This window comes from Roseibium aestuarii, from assembly GCF_008477545.1.
GTDB classification, from domain to species: domain Bacteria; phylum Pseudomonadota; class Alphaproteobacteria; order Rhizobiales; family Stappiaceae; genus Roseibium; species Roseibium aestuarii.
This window is the reverse complement of sequence record NZ_VORA01000002.1, coordinates 231,431-251,362: the sequence shown is the minus strand read 5'-3', so window position 1 is coordinate 251,362 and position 19,932 is coordinate 231,431. Positions and strand designations below refer to the sequence as shown.

Below are 19,932 nucleotides of genomic sequence, written 5' to 3'. Positions count from 1 at the left end.
GAATTTGCAAATTGCGAACAGGTATTCTTGCGGCAAATCAGATAGTTCCCTTGGCTCTGATCGGGGGGGCGTTAACACTTTGTTAACCTTTCGGTCGGCAATCTCTGCCCAGTTTGTTAACGAATGGTGAATCGAATGGCCCTGACCGACCTGCCGATCTTCCAGGCAATCAAGTCGAAGATGCAGTGGCACCAGGTGCGCCAGGGGGTGTTGGCCGAGAATGTGGCCAATGCGGACACGCCGGGCTATGCGGCTCGGGAAGTTGAAGAATTCAGTTTCTCCGATCACATCGGGCGCACCGAATTCGGCCTGTCGACCGCGACGACCGAAAGCGGGCACATCACTGGCATGATCTCTGCAAGTTCACACGCCAAGGTGAGCAAGAAGGACATGTTCGAGGTGACGCCCAACGGCAACAACGTGGTGCTGGAAGAGCAGATGATGAAGGTCACGGAAAACCAGATGGATTTCCAGGCCGCCACCACGCTCTATTCCCGCGGGCTTGGTCTGATCAAGACCGCCCTGTCGAAGAACGCCTGAGCCGGGGCAGGGGGCCCGCGCAGCGGTAAGCGTCCCTGACCTCAGCCTGATCCCGGTGGCCTGACGCCGCCGGACCGGAGAAGTGAAATGGATCTCTTGAAGTCCCTGTTCGTCTCGGCCTCGGGCCTGAAGGCCCAGAACGGCCGGATGCGGATCATCGCCGAGAACATCGCCAATTCGGATTCGACCGGCCGTACGCCGGATCAGGATCCCTATCGGCGCAAGATCCCGACCTTCCAGAACTATTTCGACAAGGAAATCGGCGGGGACGTCGTCGAGCTCGGCAAGGTGGTCGAGGACCGGTCGCCCTTCGAGCTGAAATATGAACCGGGTCATCCGGCGGCAGATGCCAACGGCTATGTGCGCCAGCCCAACGTGAACACGCTGATCGAGACCGTGGACATGCGCGAGGCGCAGCGGTCCTACGAGGCGAACCTCAACGTGGTGGAAGCCACGCGGCGGATGGTTCAGCGGACCATCGACATCCTGCGCGGCTGACCGCGCCAGATCTAATCACAAGCGGGGCGGGTGAAGCCGCCCGGGACCGGCGCCCCTGAGGCGACGGACGCCCGGGGCTTGCCCGGATCCGCACCGCATACAGGGGAAAGTGCTCCGCGCCGTGGGGACGGCAGGGGGCACGAAGCAAGAGGCAGAACATTATGTCCACGCCAGCACTCGCAAGCAGCGCCTATCAGACCGCCGCACGGCTCATGCAGCAGGCCGCCGGTCAGGAACCGCCCAAGGTCAACGCGCCCGATTTCGGCGCCATGGTTCAGACGGCGGTCGAGGGAGTCGTGGATAAGGGCCGCGACATGGATGCCAAGGCGATCGGCTTGATGGAAGGTAGGATGGACGTCGTCGACGTGGTGACGGCCATTGCCGAGACCGAGACGGCCCTGGAGACCATGGTCACCGTGCGCGACAAGGTCATCGCGGCCTATGAGGAAATCATGCGGATGCAGATCTGAGGCATCCCTTCTAGCATCCGGCCCTTCGCCGGAATGACGTGGCAGGCCGCTCGCGGCCGACAGGAACCGGAACAGGACCAGCGCAGGATGACCGGCGGAGAGGTGCTCGATCTCGCCCGTGAAGGGGTTTGGACCATGATCCTCGTGGCCGGCCCCGTCATGGTCGTCGGTCTCGTGGTGGGCGTGGTGATCGCGCTCTTCCAGGCGCTGACGCAGATCCAGGAAATGACCCTGGTCTTCGTGCCGAAGATCTTGGCCATCTTCGCGACCCTGTTGCTGACATTGCCCTACATGGGACAGATGCTGGCGGCCTTCATGAACCGCATCGGCGAGCTGATCCTCGCCACACCGTCTTGAGCGGGCGCGGGGCGGGGCGATGACCGTCGACCTGTCATTCCTCCCCCAGATCGCCGTGGTCTACATGCTGATGTTCGCAAGGCTCGGCTCCATGCTGATGCTGCTGCCGGCGCTGGGCGAGACCTCCATCCCCATGCGGATGCGCCTGAGCGTGGCGCTGATGCTGACGCTGGTGCTCTATCCGGTGGGTGCGGGGGCCTATCCGGAGGCGATCCTCTCCAATCCGCTGCGGCTGTTCATGCTGCTGGGCGGCGAATTCGTGATCGGCTTTTCCATCGGGCTGATCGCCAAGATGATCACCTCGGTGCTCCAGACCGGTGGCATCGTGATGGCCAACATGTCGGGCCTGTCGTTTGCGCTCGGGTCCGACCTGACAACCGGTCAGCAGGGAGCGCTCCTGTCCAACTACCTGTCGATCCTGGGGGTCACGCTGATCTTCCTGACCGACAGCCACTATCTGGTGATCGCGGCCCTGCATGACAGTTTCGACCTCTTCCCCCCCGGCCAATGGGTGCCGGTCGGGGATTTTGCCGAACTGGCCACCACGACGGCGGGCGAGGTGCTGTCGATCGCCACGCGTCTGAGCGCGCCCTTCATCGTGGTCGGGCTCGTGTTCTATTTCGGTCTGGGGTTGCTCAACAAGCTGATGCCCCAGATGCAGATCTTCTTCATTGCCATGCCCGTGAACATCGGGATCGGGCTGGTGTTGTTCCTTGTGCTGCTGAGCGCCATGATGACTTTCTATCTGGACCACTTCCAGCAGGCGCTGGGCGTCTTCACGAACGGCTGAGGAGACGGCATGGCGGACGATTCCGACGACTCGGAGAAAACAGAGGACCCCACGCAAAAGCGCTTGAGAGACGCGCATGAAAAGGGGGACGTCGCCAAATCGCAGGAAGTCAGCACCTGGTTCACGCTTGCGGGGGCCGTGCTGATGATCGGCATCTTCTCGCCGCAGGTGGTCTCCGGCGTGGGCGGATATCTGCGCGGGTTTCTGGAACATGCGGCGGAGATCCCGGCCGATGGCCTGGCCCTGCGCGCGCTGCTGCGCGACACGGGTCAGTCGATCGCGCTGATCGTCGGTCTGCCGCTGCTGGCGCTGGTGGGCATGGCGGTGGTCGGCAATCTGGTCCAGCACCAGCTGCTCTTCACCTCGGAACCGCTCATTCCGAAACTCTCCAAGGTCTCGCCCGCCTCGGGCTTCAAGCGGCTGTTCTCGTCTGAAAGTCTCGTCAACTTCCTGAAGGGTCTGGTCAAGATCCTGATCGTCGGCACCCTGATGGTGGCGGTTCTCTGGCCTCACCGTGACGAGATGGAAGTCATGATCCATGCCGACATCCTCGTCATGCTGATGGAGACGAAGGATCTCGCCCTGCAGCTGCTTGCGGCGATCCTGGCGGTGATGACCGTGGTCGCCGGCCTCGACTTTGCCTACCAGCGGCACAAGTGGTTCGAGAAGCAGAAGATGTCGCTGCGCGAGGTGAAGGAAGAATACAAGCAGTCGGAAGGGGATCCGCACGTCAAGGCGAAGATCCGCCAGCTGCGCATGGAGCGCAGCCGCAAGCGCATGATGGCCGCCGTGCCCGACGCGACGGTGGTGATCACCAACCCGACTCACTATGCGGTGGCGCTCAAGTTCGAGACGGGCATGACCGCGCCGCTCTGTCTGGCCAAGGGCGTGGATGAGGTGGCGCTGAAGATCAGGGACGTGGCGAAGTCCCACGAGATCCCGGTGATCGAGAATCCGCCGCTGGCGCGCGCGCTCTATGCGACCGTCGACATCGACACGGAAATTCCGGAAGAGCACTACAAGGCCGTGGCCGAGGTCATCGGCTTCGTCTTTAAAATGCGGAAACGCGCGGGCTGGCGGTCGAAATGATGCCTGCCTCGGTTGAATTTGCCGGCCCGGCGCAGAATGCTGGGATATTGCCCGATCTCCGATTCGGGCCAGGGAGATTTTGGGAATGAGTGAAGTGGACGGCACGCCCGGCGCCCCGGTGATCGATCGGCCCGAGCGCAACGGCAACATCTGGCTCCTCACGGGGCTGGCCGTCGCGCTTGTGGGGGCGGCCGCCGTGTTCGCCCTGCTGGGCAAGGACCAGTCGCAGCCTCTGATCCTCGCGCTCCTCGGCCTGCTCGCGGTGGTCGGTGTGTTCTGCCTGTTTGCCGGGACCATCGGCTTCCTGCGCTTCGGCAGCCGCAGCACCGGCAACGCGATCTCCTCGGCCTTCCTCAACACCCTCGACGACGGGGTCGTGGTCACCGACACGGAAGGACGGCTCGTCTTCGCCAATCAGGCCTATGCTGATCTGACAGGCGTGGAGCGTGCCGCCGACGTTCGGGCGGTGGAGCGGGTGTTCTCCAGCGATCCGGATGCGGCCGACGCGATCTATCGCCTGTCCCAGGCCATGCGCGACGGGCGCTCCGCCAAGGAAGAGATCCGCATGCCCCATCCGCTGGGGCGGCAGGATGGCAGTGCACGCTGGTACCGGATCGGCCTGCGGCCGCTGTCCGTGACCGACGAGGAGGAGCGCTCCCGCTCCCGTTCCCGGCGCAAGAACCGGGCGCTCACGGTCTGGCAGCTGTCCGACATCACCCGGGACCGGGCGGAGCAGGAAAACTCCTTCCAGGAGCTGCAGCGGGTCATCAACTTCCTCGATCATGCGCCGGCCGGGTTCTTCTCTTGCGATGGCGCGGGCCGCATCCACTACATCAACGCCACCCTCGCCGACTGGCTGGGCTATGACCTTGCCCAGTTCGAGGCGGGCGACCTGTCCCTGAGCGAGATCATTCGGGGCGATGCGGCCGAGCTGGTGCGCTCGGTCAAGGGCCAGGAAGGGGAGGTCCGCAGCGAGACCTTCGATCTGGACTTCGTCACCCGGTCCGGCAAGGGCATGCCCGTGCGCCTGTTGCACCGGGTGCCCTTCGGCGAACACGGCATTCCCGGCGACAGCCGCACGCTCGTGCTCAATCGGTCCCGCGGCGAAGAAGCCTCGGAAGCGCTGCGGGCGGCGGAAGTGCGCTTCGCCCGCTTCTTCAACAACACGCCGATCGCCATTGCCTCGCTCGATGCGGATGGCAAGGTGCTGCGGACCAATGCGCCGTTCCTGCGCCTCTTCGGGGCGGTGGAGAGCGGCGAGCACCGCACTCCCATGCGCGACTTCGTTGCCGAGAGTGGCCGCAACGATTTGGACAAGGCCCTGTCGGCTGCCGCCCGCGGCATCGGCGAGATCGCGCCCATCGACATTCCGCTGAACGAGGGGCACGACCCGCGCTCGGCCACCTTCTATGTCTCCGCAGTGCAGGAAGGCGAAGGCGACGGAGAGGCCACGATCCTCTATGCGCTGGAGACGACCCAGCAGCGCGCGCTGGAGGCCCAGTTCGCCCAGAGCCAGAAGATGCAGGCCATCGGCCAGCTCGCAGGCGGCGTGGCGCACGACTTCAACAACGTCCTGACGGCGATCATCGGCTTCTCGGACCTGCTGCTGGCCAGCCACCGTCCGACCGACCCGTCCTTCCAGGACATCATGAACATCAAGCAGAATGCCAACCGGGCCGCTGGCCTGGTGCGGCAGCTGCTGGCCTTCTCCCGCCGCCAGACCCTGCGGCCCCAGCGCCTGGAACTGAACGACGTTCTGGCGGATCTCTACATCCTGCTCGATCGCCTGCTGGGCGAGAAGGTAGAGCTGAAGGTGGTGCATGGCCGCGACCTGTGGCCGGTCATGGCCGACCTGAACCAGCTGGAACAGGTGATCGTCAATCTGGCGGTGAACGCGGGCGACGCCATGTCCGATGGTGGCCAGCTCTACATCCGCACCTCCAACGTGACGGAAGCCGAATCGACCCAGTTCGAGAACACCCGTGGCATGCCTCCGGGCGAATACACGCTGATCGAGGTGGAAGACACGGGCCACGGCATGCCGCCGGAGATCATGGAAAAGATCTTCGATCCGTTCTTCTCCACCAAGGAAGTGGGCAAGGGAACGGGTCTCGGCCTGTCGACGGTCTATGGCATCGTCAAGCAGACCGGCGGCTTCGTCTTCGTGTCCTCCGAGGTCAATGTGGGCACGACCTTCCGCATCTTCCTGCCGCGCTACATCCCGCAGGTCTCTGCCGAGCCGGAAGTGAAGAAGGAAGCGCCGGAGAAGGAAAAGGTCGCCGACCTGACCGGCTCCGCCTCCATCCTGCTGGTGGAAGACGAGGAAGCTGTTCGCGCCTTCGGTGCGCGTGCGCTCGCCTCGCGGGGCTACACGGTGCACGAGGCCGGGTCCGGCACGGAAGCGCTGGAAGTGATGCAGGAAACCGGCGGGGCGATCGATCTGGTGGTCTCCGACGTGGTGATGCCGGAAATGGATGGCCCGACGCTGCTGGTCGAGCTGCGCAAGACCCGGCCGGACCTGAAGATCATCTTCGTCTCCGGCTATGCGGAGGATGCCTTCGAGGAGAACCTGCCCGCGGGCGAGAAGTTCTTCTTCCTGCCCAAGCCCTTCACGCTGAAGCAGCTGGCCACCACGGTGAAGGAAGTGCTCAACAGCTAGGGGCAAGCCTCTGGTCTGACATGAAAAAACCCGGCCTCGCGGCCGGGTTTTTTGGTTTGTCGTCGGGCTTTCGCGTCAGATGCGCGGGCAGGGGCTGCCCTGTTCGGCGCGGGACTTGAGGCCGCGAAGGCTTTCCATGGTGTTGGCGTTGCCCGGCAGGACGAAGCTCTGTTCGAGTGCAGTTCGGACATTGTTGATGATGGCGAGATCCTGGACGGCTTCCGTGCGGCATTCGGTGCCGGTGAAGCGGACGCGGATGCGGATGACCCGGTCGCCGTTGTCGGAGGGGCCGAATTCCTTGTCGAGGGCCGGGTTGGCTTCCGTCATGCGCCGTTCCATGACCACCATGTTGGTCTCGTCCTGGATGACCGGAGTGCCCTTTTCCTGGGCGCTGGCGACCAGGGTGTCGTGCACGGCTTGCGGGCTGGCGGCAATCGAGACGGCCTGGGATCCGGCCGTGGCATTGGGCGCTGCGGGCGGCGCGGAGGGGCGCGGTGCGGTCTGGCAGGCGGCAAGGCCGCAGAGAAGAGCGAGGGCAATCGTCTTTTTCATATGATGATCCTGGTGGCGCAGGCGAAAGCTGGCGCGGGAAGGGCAAACGGGTCGGAAGGCGGATCTTCCGGGCGGCCAGGGGACGGGAACGAACACGGTGCCCGCCACGCCGCACCCGGCAAGCCCGGAACGATCCGGGCCTTCCAGCGGCCCGGTCCCGGAAAATGCTCGGTCATGGTCGAAAGGTGCCCCATCCGCTTCCCCCTGACAAGATCGTCCGGCGTGTCACTTCCGGGCGAGATCCCTGTCGTGCACGGCCCTGCGGGCCATTTCGCACGAAAGGTAAAGTTCCGAGGCTCAGAAAGGTTCACCAGAAAACGGCGGATCTGCGGCTGGTGCGACCTTTTGGTCACAGCGGCGGGACAACCAGATCGGCTCCGGCCGGGGCGTCCGGACCGAGGGTGAAGTCAGCCAGCGGCAGATAGGGCACGGGACATGCGCTCAGCGGCCGGGCCTCCGGCCAGACTCCGGGTCGTTCGACCTCGTTGACCACCCTGGCCCAGAAGCTGGTCTCGCTCATCCGGCGCTCAAGCATGGCCTGAAAGGCCGCCGTCAGGGCGGGCCCGTCAAGGAAGTTGATGGAGGGATGGGCGAGACCTTGCCGGTCGATGCGGCGGAACAGGTCCTCCAGCCTTTTCCGATGGCGCGTCTGCTCGTCGATCCGCCGATGCAGGCGGGCAGCGTCGGCACTCAGGAGGGCCATGCGCTCGCTCAGCTCCTCGATCGGGCGCAGGCGCTCCTCCAGATCCGGATCGTTGCGGGCGAGGGCCTCTTGCCAGATCTCGCGCAGGGCTTCCCCCTGATCTGCGGGCAATCGGGCAAGGGGGAAGGTCAGGCTGTCGTCGTCGCCGGCCGCCTGTTGCAGCCGTTCCAGTTCTTCCAGCGCGGCGGAGATCCGCGTGCCGCTCGCCCGAAGATCCTGTTCGATGGTCGCAAGGGAGGCGCGCTGGAGCATGACCTTGCCGAAGAGGTCGCCTTCGCCATGGCGCTCAACCGCCCTGCGCCAGGCCGAGAGCAGGTCGAGTTCCGCCTCGCGTGCCGTTTCCTCCAGAAGGTCCGCGTGCCGGGCGAGGGCAAGGCAGGCGTCCTGCTGGCCATCGGTTGCAGCCTCGCCGTCGGACGGGCGCTTGCGCTTCGGTCGACCGCCTTCACGCCCTGACAGGGCTTGGAGGGCTTTCGTGAGATCCAGCCGGGCCTGACGGGCCAGTTCAGATTGCTGGGCGAGCGCGTGGATGGCCGCCGTGACATCCGGATCCTCGCTCAGGTCCCGATGGGCGATGGTCTCCATTCCGGCGAGTTCTTCGCGGGCGCGCGCAAGGGCTCCCGCCGCGAGGGTCCGGTTGCGTATCTGCGTGGCCCGGTCCTGCTCGTCCCGGCGGAGATCTGCTGCCAGCGCCGCAGTGCTGCGGGCATTGTGGTCGAGTTCCTGCTCCAGGCGCTGGGCAAGGGTGGTCAGGGTGTCGCAGAGGGCGTCGGGAATGTGAACGGAGGTGAGGAGACCGCCGAAATCCTGAAGCAGCTGGGCTGCGAGCAGCACCTGCCGGCGGCGCGTGTCCAGGATCGCCTGGGACTGGCGCGACAGGGCGAACAGCAGCTCCCGCTCGCCGGTCGTGGCGCAGGTCAGCTGATCGAAGACTGCTTGCGCAAGGTCCAGCCCGGTTCGCACGTCTCATGCCCCCATGATTGCGCTTCTTCCCCAAAGTAAGCGCCGGTCAGGAGGCACTCGTCAACATTCTTGACGACCGCCGAGACGGGCAGGTGCAAAACCTGTCCGTGTATCTTCAGCCCGCGATCGCGCCCGCTCGCGTAGCGGCATGTGGAAAACCGGCGCTCTGCCGAGCGTTTAGAGCGAAATGACGCACACGGCATTTCAACCTGTGATCGCAAATATGCATCAACTTGAGTTTTTTTCTCATATTAAACTCGATCCTTCCCGATGTTGCTGATATGCCGCCGTGTCGATGTCGCGGACCGCTGTCCGGACATCCTGCAGATCATGACGGCCATCCCCGGGGGGGTGTGGCGAAGCTCCAGCTTCCGGAACGGGGAACAGATGCGTTACGACAAACGACCGCTTGCCTTGAAACTTCTGGCCTCGGTGGCCCTTCTCGAACTCTGCCTTGCCAGCGCCGCGCAGGCGGCCGGGGCGACTGTTCCCAAGCCGGTGATTGCAAAGCCGGTCGTGGTCAATGGCGAGGTTCTGCCGGAGGTCGTGGTGGGCACCGAGGGATCGGGCGAGACGCTTCTTCTGGGCGCAGGCGATCCGTCGGCGGTGGGCGTGGTTGTGCTGGACGAGAGCCAGGTGCAGGCCCGCTCCGACAGCACGGGTGACGCCAATGCGGTGCTGAAGACCCTGCCGAACGTGCAGTGGCGCACGGATGCGACGGACGACGGCGGCACCTCCCTTGCCCGCGAACTGGACCTGAAGCCAACGGAAGTGTCGATTTCCGGCGCTCGGATCACCGAGAACAATTTCCTGCTCGACGGGGTGGAGATCAACCGGATCGCCGGAACCTCCGGCGATGCCCGCGCCACGCTGGAAGACGATACGCTGCTTCCGGTGGTGGATTCCGCCTATGGCGGCCACAGCCAGTCGATCTTTGTCTCTCCCAGCCTGATCGAGAGCGTCACGGTTCAGGACAGCGGCGTCTCGGCGGAGTATGGCCGGTTCCAGGGGGGCGTGGTGAATTACAAGACCCGCGATCCCTTCAAGGACCGGGTCCATGCAGGCTTTGACGTGGGCTATACCGGCAGCGAGCTGGCGACGTTCAATCTGGCCACCGAAGACGGCGAGAACCCGAATGACCGGGAGGCGCCCGAGTTCTACAAGGATCAGGAGAACCTCTGGCTCAGCGGTCCGATCAACGAGAAATGGGCGGCGCTTGTTGCCTATGGCCGCCAGCATGCCTTTGGCGAGAAGCAGCGTGCCTCCCAGTATGTGGATCAGTCCAAGGTCGAGACTGAGAGTTTCTCCGAAACCTTCATGGGCAAGGTGAAGGGCGAGACCGAAATCGGCACGCTGACCTTTCAGTCCATCTATGCGCCCTACACGGAAGACTGGGAGAGCGCGGGTGCCCTGCAATCGGGAACCAGCATCCTCGGCGACGGCTGGTCCAATGCCCTGACTTTCCAGCGGGATCTCGGCACGCTCGGCGCCTTCGAGAACAGCCGTGTGGAGGCGATTGCCTCGCTCAACATGAGCGAATCCGGTCGTGACGCGGAAAGCAATACGGCGACCTTCATCACCATTTCCCAGCCCAGCAAGAGCTATTCGACCACGGCCTTTGACGAGTGCGTCGGAGATCCGACCGCCTATCTGACCTCCTGCCGCATCGGCGGGTATGGTGACCTGCTGGAAAGCCAGACAGACTATGGCCTGAAGCTCAAGGGCTCTGCCGGCCTGTTCGGCCATGAGGTCAAGGTGGGCGGCAGCGTCACCCGCTTCGATCTGGCCCGCGAGCGGCCTGAAGACGTCACGCTTTACGGGGCGACCACGATCAGTGCCACGCCCAATGTCTACACCTGCGATGATCCGAACGATCCGCTGTGCACGGGGGACCAGTTTGCGCGCACGCGCAGCACATGGCTCGCCTATCGCACCGAGGCATCCGTGACCCAGTTCGATCTCTACGGGGAGATGGACTTCGACTTCAACCGCCTGGATCTGAAGACCGGCCTGCGGCTCGACTATAACGACTATCAGCAGAACGTGAATCTCTCGCCCCGGGTGTCTGCAAGCCTGGACGTGATGAAGGATGTGGTGCTGACCGGCGGCGGCGGGCGCTACTACACCAATTCCATGCTGGAATATGCGATCCGCGACGGCATCCCCAAGGGCTTCACCTCGACCCGTTCTGCCGTGGGCGGCGTGGTCTACAACACGGAAGGCGGCAACGGCTGGAGTGCGGCGACCTCGACCTCGTCCAGCTTGAACAGCGCCCGTGGTCTGGACTCGCCCTATACGGACGAGATCTTCGCCGGCGTGACGGTGGTCGATCCGCTGCTGGGCGGCACCTTCCGGGTGAAGGGCCTGCACCGCAAGGGCCGCGATCAGTTTGCCTCTTCCACCGGCACCTATTCCATGACTGGGACCAACGTGCTGACCAATGACGGCTGGAGCGAATACAGCTCCGCCAGCCTGGAATACGGCAAGTTCTGGGATGGGCTCGACTTCGGCGCACTCAGCGGCTTCGGCCTGAGCGGGTCGGTGACCTGGGCAAAGAGCCGCGTGTCCGACGACAGCTACGTGCCGACGGACGAGGAGACCGACTACATTCTCTACAATGGTCAGTCCTACACGGATGAGAGCTTCACCACCGTGAAGGGCAATCTCGACATTCCGGTGCGCCTGACGCTAACGGTGGATGGCAGCCTGTGGGAAGACCGGGTGCGCCTGTGGTCCAACGCCGAGTTCTCGCTGGCCTATGACGGGGTGCGTGACACCGGGTCGGAGACGACCTTCAACGGTCTGCGCCACGATATCTACGAAGACTATCGGTACAGCGCCAATGTGGTGGTCAACATGGGCGGCACCCTGCGGGTGGCGGAGACCAAATATGGCGCGGCCGACCTGACCGTGAAGGTGGACAACGTGTTCAACCACATCGGGAACAAGAACGCCGACGACGACTATCCGTTCAAGAAGGGCCGGGTCTTCTGGGCCGGCATGTCCTACCAGTTCTGATCATGCACAAACCTGTCACGACGCTTCTGGCGTTTCTGGCCGGAGCGGGGCTTCTCAGCCTCGCTCCGGCCTCTGTCCTTTCCGAGCCGCTGGATCTGGCCACCATCTATGCCCGCCCCATCTCCGAATGGCCGGCGCCCGAGACCAACGGTGGCGTGGTCCCGGCGGAGATGGCCCCGCTCACCCTGCTGCCGGCACCGGAGGCCGGCAGCGCGGAGGCCTTGCGCGTGGAGCTGGGGGCGAAGCTCTTTGCCGATCCCCGTCTCTCCGGATCCGGGCAGATCGCCTGCGAGAGCTGTCACAACCGGCAGCTCGGCTTCGGCGACGGGCTGCGCCGGGCCGTGGGGCATGACCGGCAGGAGGGGACGCGCAATGCGCCCAACCTGCGCCATGCGGCCTATCGGCCCCATCTCTTCTGGGATGGGCGCGTGCAGAGCCTGGAGGAACAGGCGGGCTTTCCGATCATCAACCCGATCGAGATGGCCGGGGATCCGGGCGAGATCGAGGAGCGGCTGCGGCAGGATGCGGACTATCCGGCGCTGTTCCGCGAGGCCTTCGGGGCCGCGGAGATCCGGTTCGAGGATGTGACTGCGGCTCTTGCGGCCTTCGAACGCCAGCTTGAGGCCCCGACCCGCTTCGACCGCTTTCTGGCCGGCGAGCGGGAGCTTCTCAATGCCCAGCAGCTGCGCGGCCTGCATCTCTTCCGCACCAAGGCCCGTTGCATGACCTGTCACAACGGGCCGCTTCTGAGCGACGGCAAGTTCCACAATCTCGGGATCGGATTCTACGGGCGGGAGCTCGAGGATCTGGGCCGATACGTGCAGACCGGCGAGCCTTCGGACGTGGCAGCCTTTTCCACCGGCGTGTTGCGTCGGCTGAAGGGCAGCGCTCCCTACATGCACAACGGCCTGGTGCCGAACCTGCGGGCGATCGTGACCTTCTACAATGCGGGGACTGCGCGGCCGAAGCCTCGGGCCGATCAGGCGGAGGATCGGCTCTTTCCGACCACCAGCCCGCTTGTCGCGCCGTTGCGGCTCACGGGGCCGGAGATGCGGGATCTCGAGGCGTTTCTGGAAGCGCTCTGAAGTGCCCAATCTCAAAGGAAAGGGCGCGCGAAGGATGCGCGATGCCCCCCTCGACGGTCATGCTCGGGCTTGTCCCGAGCATCCAGTTTCTCGAACCGTCTTCCAATGGACTGGAGTCCCGGCACAAGGCCGGGAATGACGGGCGGTCAGGTCTTCAGACAAACCGATGGAGCGCCAATGAACGCTTCCGCAGCGACCGCTCCGCCGTCCCGGACGCAGCGCGAGCGGAGATCCGGGACCTCGCAACTGACGCCCAGATGGATTTTTGGCAGAAGTGTTGGTCCCGGATCAAGTCCGGGACGGCGCGGAGCGCGGGGGATGCTGCGAGAGTACCCGCAACATCGTCATCCCGGCCTTGAGCCGGGACCGGTGAGCCACAGAGACGGTTAGGGCTCACCGTCCCCGGATCTTCAGGCTTTGCCTTCGTCCGGGGTGACTTAGGGAAGCAACCGGGTGGGGCGGTCCACCGTGGTGAGCCCCGGGGATGATCCCCCGGGGCTTCCTGTTTTTGCGATCAGGCCGCGAGCGCCTTGGCGATGTCGGCGGCCAGCCTTGCGTTGTTGCGTACCAGCGCGATGTTGGTGGCAAGGCTGCGCCCGGCGGTCAGCTTGTAGATCGCGTCCAGCACGAAGGGGGTGACGCCCTTGCCAGTGACCTTCTGGGCGGTCGCCATCTCGATGGCCTTGTCGATGAACACGCCCATCTCGTCCTGGGGGATCTCGTCGGCCTGCGGCACCGGATTGGCGATGAGCACGCCGCCGTGGTCGCCCATTTCGCTGCGGGTCTTCAGAAGGCCGGCGATGTCGGCGGCGCTGTCGAGGCGGAAGGGAGCGGCCAGACCGGACTTGCGCGACCAGAAGGCCGGAAGTTCGTCGACCCCATAGGCCACCACGGGCACGCCGCGGGTTTCCAGCACTTCAAGGGTCTTCGGGATGTCGAGCAGGGCCTTGGCCCCCGCTGCCACCACGCAGACCGGGGTGCGGCCCAGTTCGTCCAGATCGGCAGAGACGTCGAAGCTCAGCTCGGCGCCCTTGTGCACGCCGCCGATGCCGCCGGTGGCAAAGACATGGATGCCGGCCATGCGAGCGGCCATCATGGTGGCGGCAACGGTGGTCGCGCCCGGGCGGCCGGTGGCGACCGCAAGGGCCAGATCGGCGCGCGAGCACTTCATCACGCCAGTGGCCTGGGCGAGACGCTCGAGATCTGCGTCATCGAGACCGATGCGGATCTTGCCGTCGAGCACGGCGATGGTCGCCGGAATGGCGCCGCGTTCGCGAATGTCGGCTTCCACCTGGCGGGCGGTGGCGACATTGTCCGGATAGGGCATGCCGTGGGTGATGATGGTGGATTCGAGCGCGACGACGGGCTTGCCGTCTGCGAGGGCCTGGGCGATTTCCGCCGTGGGCTGGAGCAGGGAGGAGAGGGTCATGAGCAACCGGCTTTCTTCTGAGACGGGGAGAAGGGAGGGGAGGGGGCGAACCGGGCCTCAGGCGGCCGGGGTCGCGACGGCCTCCCAGGTGAGGGTGGCGGGGGCAGCGCCCACCGCCTGAAGGGCAATGGCCGCCGCGCGCAGGCCGCAGGGTACGGCATCGCGCAGCGTTAGCCCCCGGTTGAGGCCGGCGAGAGTGCCGGCAATCAGCGCATCGCCCGCTCCTGTCACATCGGTGACGGTGACGGGAAGGGCGGCCAGATGGGTCACGTCGCCGCCCTGTTCGGCAAACCAGACCCCATCGCTGCCTTCGGTCAGGATGACCGCGGCGCATCCGAGGTCTAGAAGGCCTTCAGCGAGAGCCGAAGAGGCAGGACCGGTCTGGGATCCGTCGGCCTCGAGCAGGGCGGCTGCCTCCGACCGGTTGGCGAAGAGCAGGTCGATGGAGGGCAGAAGCGGCAGGAGGCGCGGGGCCTTGGCGGCGGAGACCGTGTCGGCGGTGACCAGGGTTTCCACGCTGACCGCCCGGATCAGCGCCTCGGCCTGGGCCGTCGACAGGTTGGCATCGAGGAAGCAGATGTCCGCATCGCGCCCGCTTTGTGCTTCGACCAGGGCCTGGGCAAAGATTTCAGGCGGCACGTCGGCCAGAAGATGGTCGTCGATGCAGGCGGCGGGCAGGGAGCCATCGGGATTGTGCAGGGCCAGGTAATGGCCGGTCACCGCCCCGGCGATGCGGGTGAGGTGCTGGCGGATTTCCTCATGGGACAGGCGCTCGGCCAGGGCATTGCCGGCCGGGTCGTCGCCCAGCACGCCGATCAGGTGGGGGGCGGCGCCCAGACGGGCCAGCGCGCGGGCCACATTGGTGGCCACGCCGCCCGGGGTCTGGCTCAGGCGGGCGGGCGTGGAGGTGTCGGGCCGGATCGAACGGTCCGCATGGGCGATCAGATCCCAGTGCACGGCCCCGGCGCAGACGACCGGTCGGCGGGTGAAGGCGGGGCTCTCGGACATTCTGGCAGATCTCTCGCGTGACAGGCAGGACGCGGCCGCGTGCACCGGATGCCGGAAAGCGTGGGCCGTGAAGACCGGTGGTTCCGGCCGAAGCCTCGACGGGTAGCAGCGCCGTCGCTCAGGGGCAAGCGGCAAGACGGAGTGTGCTTGGCAAAGCCTTGCGGGTCCGGCCGTGTTCCTTCCGATGATCGCCCGCGAGGCGAGGCATTTCCGCAGATGGAAAGGGCGTGCAGAGGCCTGAGGACGGACGGCACCGTGGGGAGGCCTGTGCTCCATCGGCGACGTTTTCCCCGGATTCCTGGCTCTTTCCGTCTCCGTCTGGCGCCGATCAGGGAGTGATTCTGTGGAGGACCGGGTGGAAGGGTAAAAATAACGCAGCGTCAATTTTGTATTGAGCTTTGAGAACATTGATGGAACGGACTGAAATTCCATGTTGTTTGCCAGCTGGTTGCCGGGGCTTGCGCAATTGGAACAAAAAGAGTACAAAGCCATGAATTGAAACGGCAGGTCCATCGTGGAATAAGGAGCCTGAGCCATGTCGCAAAGCACACTTCGTCTCGTAGAAAGCAGCCAGATGGACAAGACCAAAGCGCTCGATGCAGCGCTCTCTCAGATTGAACGGGCCTTCGGGAAGGGCTCGATCATGCGCATGGGCCAGGGGCAGGCCGTGGAGGTTCAGGCAATCTCCACCGGGTCGCTCGGGCTCGATATTGCGCTGGGCATCGGCGGTCTGCCGCGTGGCCGTATCGTCGAGATCTATGGCCCTGAATCTTCGGGCAAGACCACTCTCGCCCTGCACACCATTGCCGAATCCCAGAAGGCCGGCGGCATCTGCGCCTTCGTCGATGCGGAACATGCGCTGGACCCGCTCTATGCGCGCAAGCTGGGCGTCGACATCGACAACCTGCTGATCTCGCAGCCGGACGCGGGCGAACAGGCGCTGGAAATTGCCGACACGCTGGTGCGCTCTGGCGCCATCGACGTTCTGGTGATCGACTCGGTCGCGGCGCTGACGCCGAAGGCCGAGCTGGAAGGCGAGATGGGCGACAGCCTGCCGGGCATGCAGGCCCGTCTGATGAGCCAGGCCCTGCGCAAGCTGACCGCCTCCATCTCCAAGTCCAACTGCATGGTGATCTTCATCAACCAGATCCGCATGAAGATCGGGGTGATGTTCGGGTCTCCGGAAACCACCACGGGTGGCAATGCGCTGAAGTTTTACGCCTCCGTGCGCCTCGACATCCGCCGCATCGGCTCGATCAAGGATCGGGACGAGGTGATCGGCAACCAGACCCGCGTGAAGGTGGTGAAGAACAAGCTGGCACCTCCCTTCCGTCAGGTCGAATTCGATATCATCTACGGGGAAGGCGTGTCCAAGACCGGCGAGCTCATCGACCTTGGCGTCAAGGGCAACATCGTCGAGAAGTCCGGAGCCTGGTTCTCCTACAACAGCCAGAGGCTGGGGCAGGGGCGTGAGAATGCCAAGCAGTTCCTGCGTGACAATCCGGAAGTGGCGGCCGAAATCGAGATGTCGATCCGCCAGAACGCCGGTCTGATCGCCAATGCGATCACCGATCCGGACGCGGTCGACGACGCGTCCGACGACTGAGATCGGGTAAGGGGCCAGGGCACCCTTTTGGTGGCCCGGCCAGACCCCGACGTCTTTCGAGGTCCGATATCTGACATGAAAAGACCCTCGCGGCCCGGCTGCGAGGGTCTTTTCATGGGGCGTCCCGGGGGCATCCCGGGGCATCTATGGGCCGCGGCGGAAAGGGTCGGGAGCGTCTTGGGGGCATCTGGGGGGGCGTTCGGGGGGCGAACGCGTCTGGGCGCTCGGACCTGAAAGGGCCCGTTCGGGATCGGGGCCGGTGCCGGCCAGAGGGAATTCGGCAAAAAAGCGAAGCATGCGGCCTCGCGCCGGAGGGCCGTTCTGGACAGGCTTTCCGCAGAAAGCTAAAAGGCACACACCGCAGCGCCCCGGCCAACCGGCGGCGCAGTCACGACAATTCAAAAATCTGACGCAGCCGCCGGAGTTCAGGCTCCCGGCCGCGAGGCATCGAGGCGAGACCTGCATGACGGGCGTGAACGAAATCCGATCCAAGTTTCTGGACTATTTTGCCAAGAACGATCACCAGGTCGTGGAGTCCGGGCCCCTGGTTCCGCGCAACGATCCGACCCTGATGTTCACCAATGCGGGCATGGTGCCCTTCAAGAATCTCTTCACGGGCGTGGAGAAGCGCGACTATGTGCGCGCCACCTCGTCCCAGAAGGTGGTTCGCGCCGGCGGCAAGCACAACGATCTGGACAATGTGGGCTACACCGCCCGCCACCACACGTTCTTCGAGATGCTGGGGAACTTCTCCTTCGGCGACTATTTCAAGGACCGGGCCATCGAGCTCGCCTGGAACCTGATCACCAAGGAATTCGGCCTGTCGAAGGACAAGCTCCTGGTCACCGTCTATTCGGAAGACGAGGAGGCCGCAGGCCTGTGGCGCAAGATCGCCGGCCTGTCCGACGAGAAGATCATCCGCATCCCGACCTCGGACAATTTCTGGTCCATGGGCGACACCGGCCCCTGCGGCCCGTGCTCGGAAATCTTCTATGATCACGGCGACCACATCTGGGGCGGCCCTCCGGGTTCCCCGGAAGAAGACGGAGACCGGTTCATCGAGATCTGGAACCTGGTCTTCATGCAGTTCGAGCAGACCCCTGAGGCGCGCCTCAACCTGCCGCGTCCGTCCATCGACACGGGCATGGGTCTGGAGCGCATTGCCGCCGTCATGCAGGGCGTTCACGACAACTACGACATCGACCTGTTCAGGGCGCTGATCTCCGCCTCAGTCAACGCGACCGGTGTCGAGGCGGAAGGCAAGGCCCGCGCCAGCCACCGGGTGATCGCCGATCACCTGCGCTCCACCTCGTTCCTGATCGCCGATGGCGTGCTGCCGTCCAATGAGGGCCGTGGCTACGTGCTGCGCCGGATCATGCGCCGCGGCATGCGTCATGCCCATCTGCTGGGGGCCCAAGATCCGCTGATGCACCGGCTGGTGCCGGCCCTCATCCGCGAGATGGGCCAGGCCTATCCGGAACTGGTGCGCGCCGAAGCGCTCATCACCGAGACCCTGAAGCTCGAGGAAACCCGCTTCCGCAAGACCCTTGAGCGCGGTCTGGGCCTCCTCGACAGCGCCACCGCCGATCTCGTCGAAGGTGGCGAGCTGGACGGGGAAACCGCCTTCAAGCTCTATGACACCTACGGCTTCCCGCTCGATCTGACGCAGGATGCCCTGCGCGCCCGCAACATCGCCGTCGATGTGGCCGGCTTCGATGCGGCCATGCAGCGCCAGAAGCAGGAAGCCCGCGCAGCCTGGTCCGGTTCGGGCGAGGCGGCAGAGGAAAGCGTGTGGTTTGCGCTCAAGGACAAGCTGGGTGCCACCGACTTCCTCGGCTATGACACGGAAACCGCCGAAGGCGTCGTCACCGGCCTGGTCAAGGACGGCGCGGAGACCGCGTCTCTGGCCCAGGGCGAGAGCGGCTTCGTCATTCTGAACCAGACCCCATTCTACGGGGAATCCGGTGGTCAGGTCGGCGACACCGGCGTGATCCTCGGCGAAGGCGTCAAGGCGACTGTCACCGACACCCTGAAGAAGGCCGATGGCCTCTTCATTCATGCGGTCACCGTGGACGAAGGCAAGCTGGCGGCCGGTCTCGCCGTGGAGCTGAAGGTTGACGCGCAGCGTCGCGGCTCTATTCGCTCCAACCACTCCGCTACCCACCTGCTGCATGAGGCCCTGCGCGAAGTGCTCGGCTCCCATGTGGCCCAGAAGGGATCGATGGTTACCCCTGAGCGCCTGCGCTTCGACTTCTCTCACCCCAAGCCGGTGAGCGACGACGAGCTGGCGACGGTGGAAGCCTATGCCAACGAGATCGTGCTCCAGAACGCGGCCGTCTCCACCCGCCTGATGGCGGTGGACGAGGCGATCGAGAGCGGTGCGATGGCGCTGTTCGGCGAGAAATACGGCGATGAGGTCCGCGTCGTGTCCATGGGCACCGCGCTTCACGGTTCCAAGGCCGGCAAGGCCTATTCGGTCGAGCTCTGCGGCGGCACCCATGTGACCCGCACGGGCGATATCGGTCTGGTGACGCTTGTGAACGAAGGCGCGGTTGCCGCCGGCGTGCGCCGTCTGGAAGCGCTCACCGGCTCTGCCGCACGGGCCTATCTGGACGAGCAGGACAAGCGGGTGCGCGAGCTCGCCTCCCTGCTGAAGGTCGGTGCCGGCGATGTCACCGCCCGCGTGGCGCAGCTGGTCGAGGACCGCAAGCGGCTGGAAAGGGAACTGAACGACGCCAAGAAGAAGCTCGCCATGGGCGGCGCCTCGGGCGGAACCGATGCTCCGAAGACGGTGGGTGCCTTCCAGCTGATGGCGCGCAAGATCGACGGCATCAATCCGAAGGATCTCAAGGGTCTGGCGGATGAAGCCAAGGCCGGGCTCGGCTCGGGCGTCGTGGTGCTGATCAGCGTGTCCGAAGACGGCAAGGCCGCCATCGTGACCTCCGTTACCGCCGATCTGACTGACAAGGTGAGCGCGGTGGATCTGGTGAAGATCGGCTCCGAGGCTCTGGGAGGCCGCGGCGGCGGTGGCCGTGCGGACATGGCCCAGGCCGGTGGTCCGGATGGCTCCAAGGCTGATGACGCCATTGCCGCCATCGAGGCCCATCTGGCCGGTCTGTGATCGCAACCCACAGCTGGTTGCCTCTGCAAGATCCCTGATGCCGC

Annotated in this window: 15 protein-coding genes; 11 read left to right on the top strand and 4 right to left on the bottom strand. The window is 64.9% G+C overall.

Features of this window, described 5'->3' with window-relative positions; genetic code table 11:
• Nucleotides 1-135 precede the first annotated feature (135 nt).
• The 7 genes from flgB (at nt 136) to cckA (ending at nt 6,403) form a co-directional block, all read left to right on the top strand.
• Nucleotides 136-540: a flagellar basal body rod protein FlgB gene (gene flgB, locus FR728_RS09770; RefSeq protein ID WP_149892497.1), complete on the top strand. Its 405-nt coding sequence runs from the start codon at nt 136-138 to the stop codon at nt 538-540.
• 87 nt (nt 541-627) lie between these two features.
• On the top strand, nt 628-1,038 hold the full coding sequence (flgC, locus tag FR728_RS09765) for a flagellar basal body rod protein FlgC (RefSeq protein ID WP_149892496.1): 411 nt from the start codon (nt 628-630) through the stop codon (nt 1,036-1,038).
• Nucleotides 1,039-1,199: 161 nt separating this feature from the next.
• Complete coding sequence (fliE, locus tag FR728_RS09760) at nt 1,200-1,508, top strand: flagellar hook-basal body complex protein FliE (RefSeq protein WP_149892495.1); 309 nt, start codon at nt 1,200-1,202, stop codon at nt 1,506-1,508.
• An 87-nt stretch (nt 1,509-1,595) separates the two neighbouring features.
• On the top strand, nt 1,596-1,865 hold the full coding sequence (fliQ, locus tag FR728_RS09755; RefSeq protein WP_149892494.1) for a flagellar biosynthesis protein FliQ: 270 nt from the start codon (nt 1,596-1,598) through the stop codon (nt 1,863-1,865).
• Between the two features lie 19 nt (nt 1,866-1,884).
• A complete protein-coding gene (fliR, locus tag FR728_RS09750; RefSeq protein WP_149892493.1) occupies nt 1,885-2,655 on the top strand; it encodes a flagellar biosynthetic protein FliR in 771 nt (256 codons plus the stop codon).
• Between the two features lie 9 nt (nt 2,656-2,664).
• Nucleotides 2,665-3,744 carry a flagellar biosynthesis protein FlhB gene (gene flhB, locus FR728_RS09745; RefSeq protein WP_149892492.1) on the top strand — a complete coding sequence of 360 codons (1,080 nt, stop codon included), beginning with the start codon at nt 2,665-2,667 and terminating at the stop codon, nt 3,742-3,744.
• An 85-nt stretch (nt 3,745-3,829) separates the two neighbouring features.
• The gene (cckA, locus tag FR728_RS09740) at nt 3,830-6,403 is read left to right on the top strand and encodes a cell cycle histidine kinase CckA (RefSeq protein ID WP_149892491.1); all 2,574 of its coding nucleotides are present in this window, start codon (nt 3,830-3,832) and stop codon (nt 6,401-6,403) included.
• 75 nt (nt 6,404-6,478) lie between these two features.
• Here cckA and FR728_RS09735 read toward each other — a convergent pair whose 3' ends face one another.
• Nucleotides 6,479-6,955: a hypothetical protein gene (locus FR728_RS09735; protein ID WP_149892490.1), complete on the bottom strand. Its 477-nt coding sequence runs from the start codon at nt 6,953-6,955 to the stop codon at nt 6,479-6,481.
• A 349-nt stretch (nt 6,956-7,304) separates the two neighbouring features.
• Nucleotides 7,305-8,621 (bottom strand): coiled-coil domain-containing protein, encoded by a 1,317-nt coding sequence (locus FR728_RS09730; RefSeq protein ID WP_149892489.1) that lies wholly within the window; start codon nt 8,619-8,621, stop codon nt 7,305-7,307.
• A gap of 387 nt (nt 8,622-9,008) precedes the next feature.
• Between FR728_RS09730 and FR728_RS09725 the strand changes: the two genes are divergently transcribed.
• Nucleotides 9,009-11,639 carry a TonB-dependent receptor plug domain-containing protein gene (locus FR728_RS09725; protein WP_188318860.1) on the top strand — a complete coding sequence of 877 codons (2,631 nt, stop codon included), beginning with the start codon at nt 9,009-9,011 and terminating at the stop codon, nt 11,637-11,639.
• Nucleotides 11,640-11,641: 2 nt separating this feature from the next.
• Nucleotides 11,642-12,724, top strand: coding sequence for a cytochrome-c peroxidase (locus FR728_RS09720; protein WP_149892487.1), 1,083 nt, complete (start codon nt 11,642-11,644; stop codon nt 12,722-12,724).
• A gap of 514 nt (nt 12,725-13,238) precedes the next feature.
• On the opposite strand, the gene FR728_RS09715 is transcribed toward FR728_RS09720, so the two are convergent.
• Both FR728_RS09715 and FR728_RS19350 read right to left on the bottom strand, forming a co-directional pair.
• Nucleotides 13,239-14,153, bottom strand: a complete 915-nt coding sequence (locus tag FR728_RS09715; RefSeq protein ID WP_149892486.1) for a pseudouridine-5'-phosphate glycosidase — start codon at nt 14,151-14,153, stop codon at nt 13,239-13,241.
• Between the two features lie 57 nt (nt 14,154-14,210).
• Complete coding sequence (locus FR728_RS19350; RefSeq protein ID WP_188318859.1) at nt 14,211-15,161, bottom strand: PfkB family carbohydrate kinase; 951 nt, start codon at nt 15,159-15,161, stop codon at nt 14,211-14,213.
• Nucleotides 15,162-15,696: 535 nt separating this feature from the next.
• Here FR728_RS19350 and recA point away from each other — a divergent pair.
• Both recA and alaS read left to right on the top strand, forming a co-directional pair.
• Nucleotides 15,697-16,767, top strand: coding sequence for a recombinase RecA (gene recA / locus FR728_RS09705; protein ID WP_149892484.1), 1,071 nt, complete (start codon nt 15,697-15,699; stop codon nt 16,765-16,767).
• 463 nt (nt 16,768-17,230) lie between these two features.
• On the top strand, nt 17,231-19,888 hold the full coding sequence (alaS, locus tag FR728_RS09700) for an alanine--tRNA ligase (RefSeq protein WP_149892483.1): 2,658 nt from the start codon (nt 17,231-17,233) through the stop codon (nt 19,886-19,888).
• The last annotated feature ends 44 nt before the right edge of the window (nt 19,889-19,932 follow it).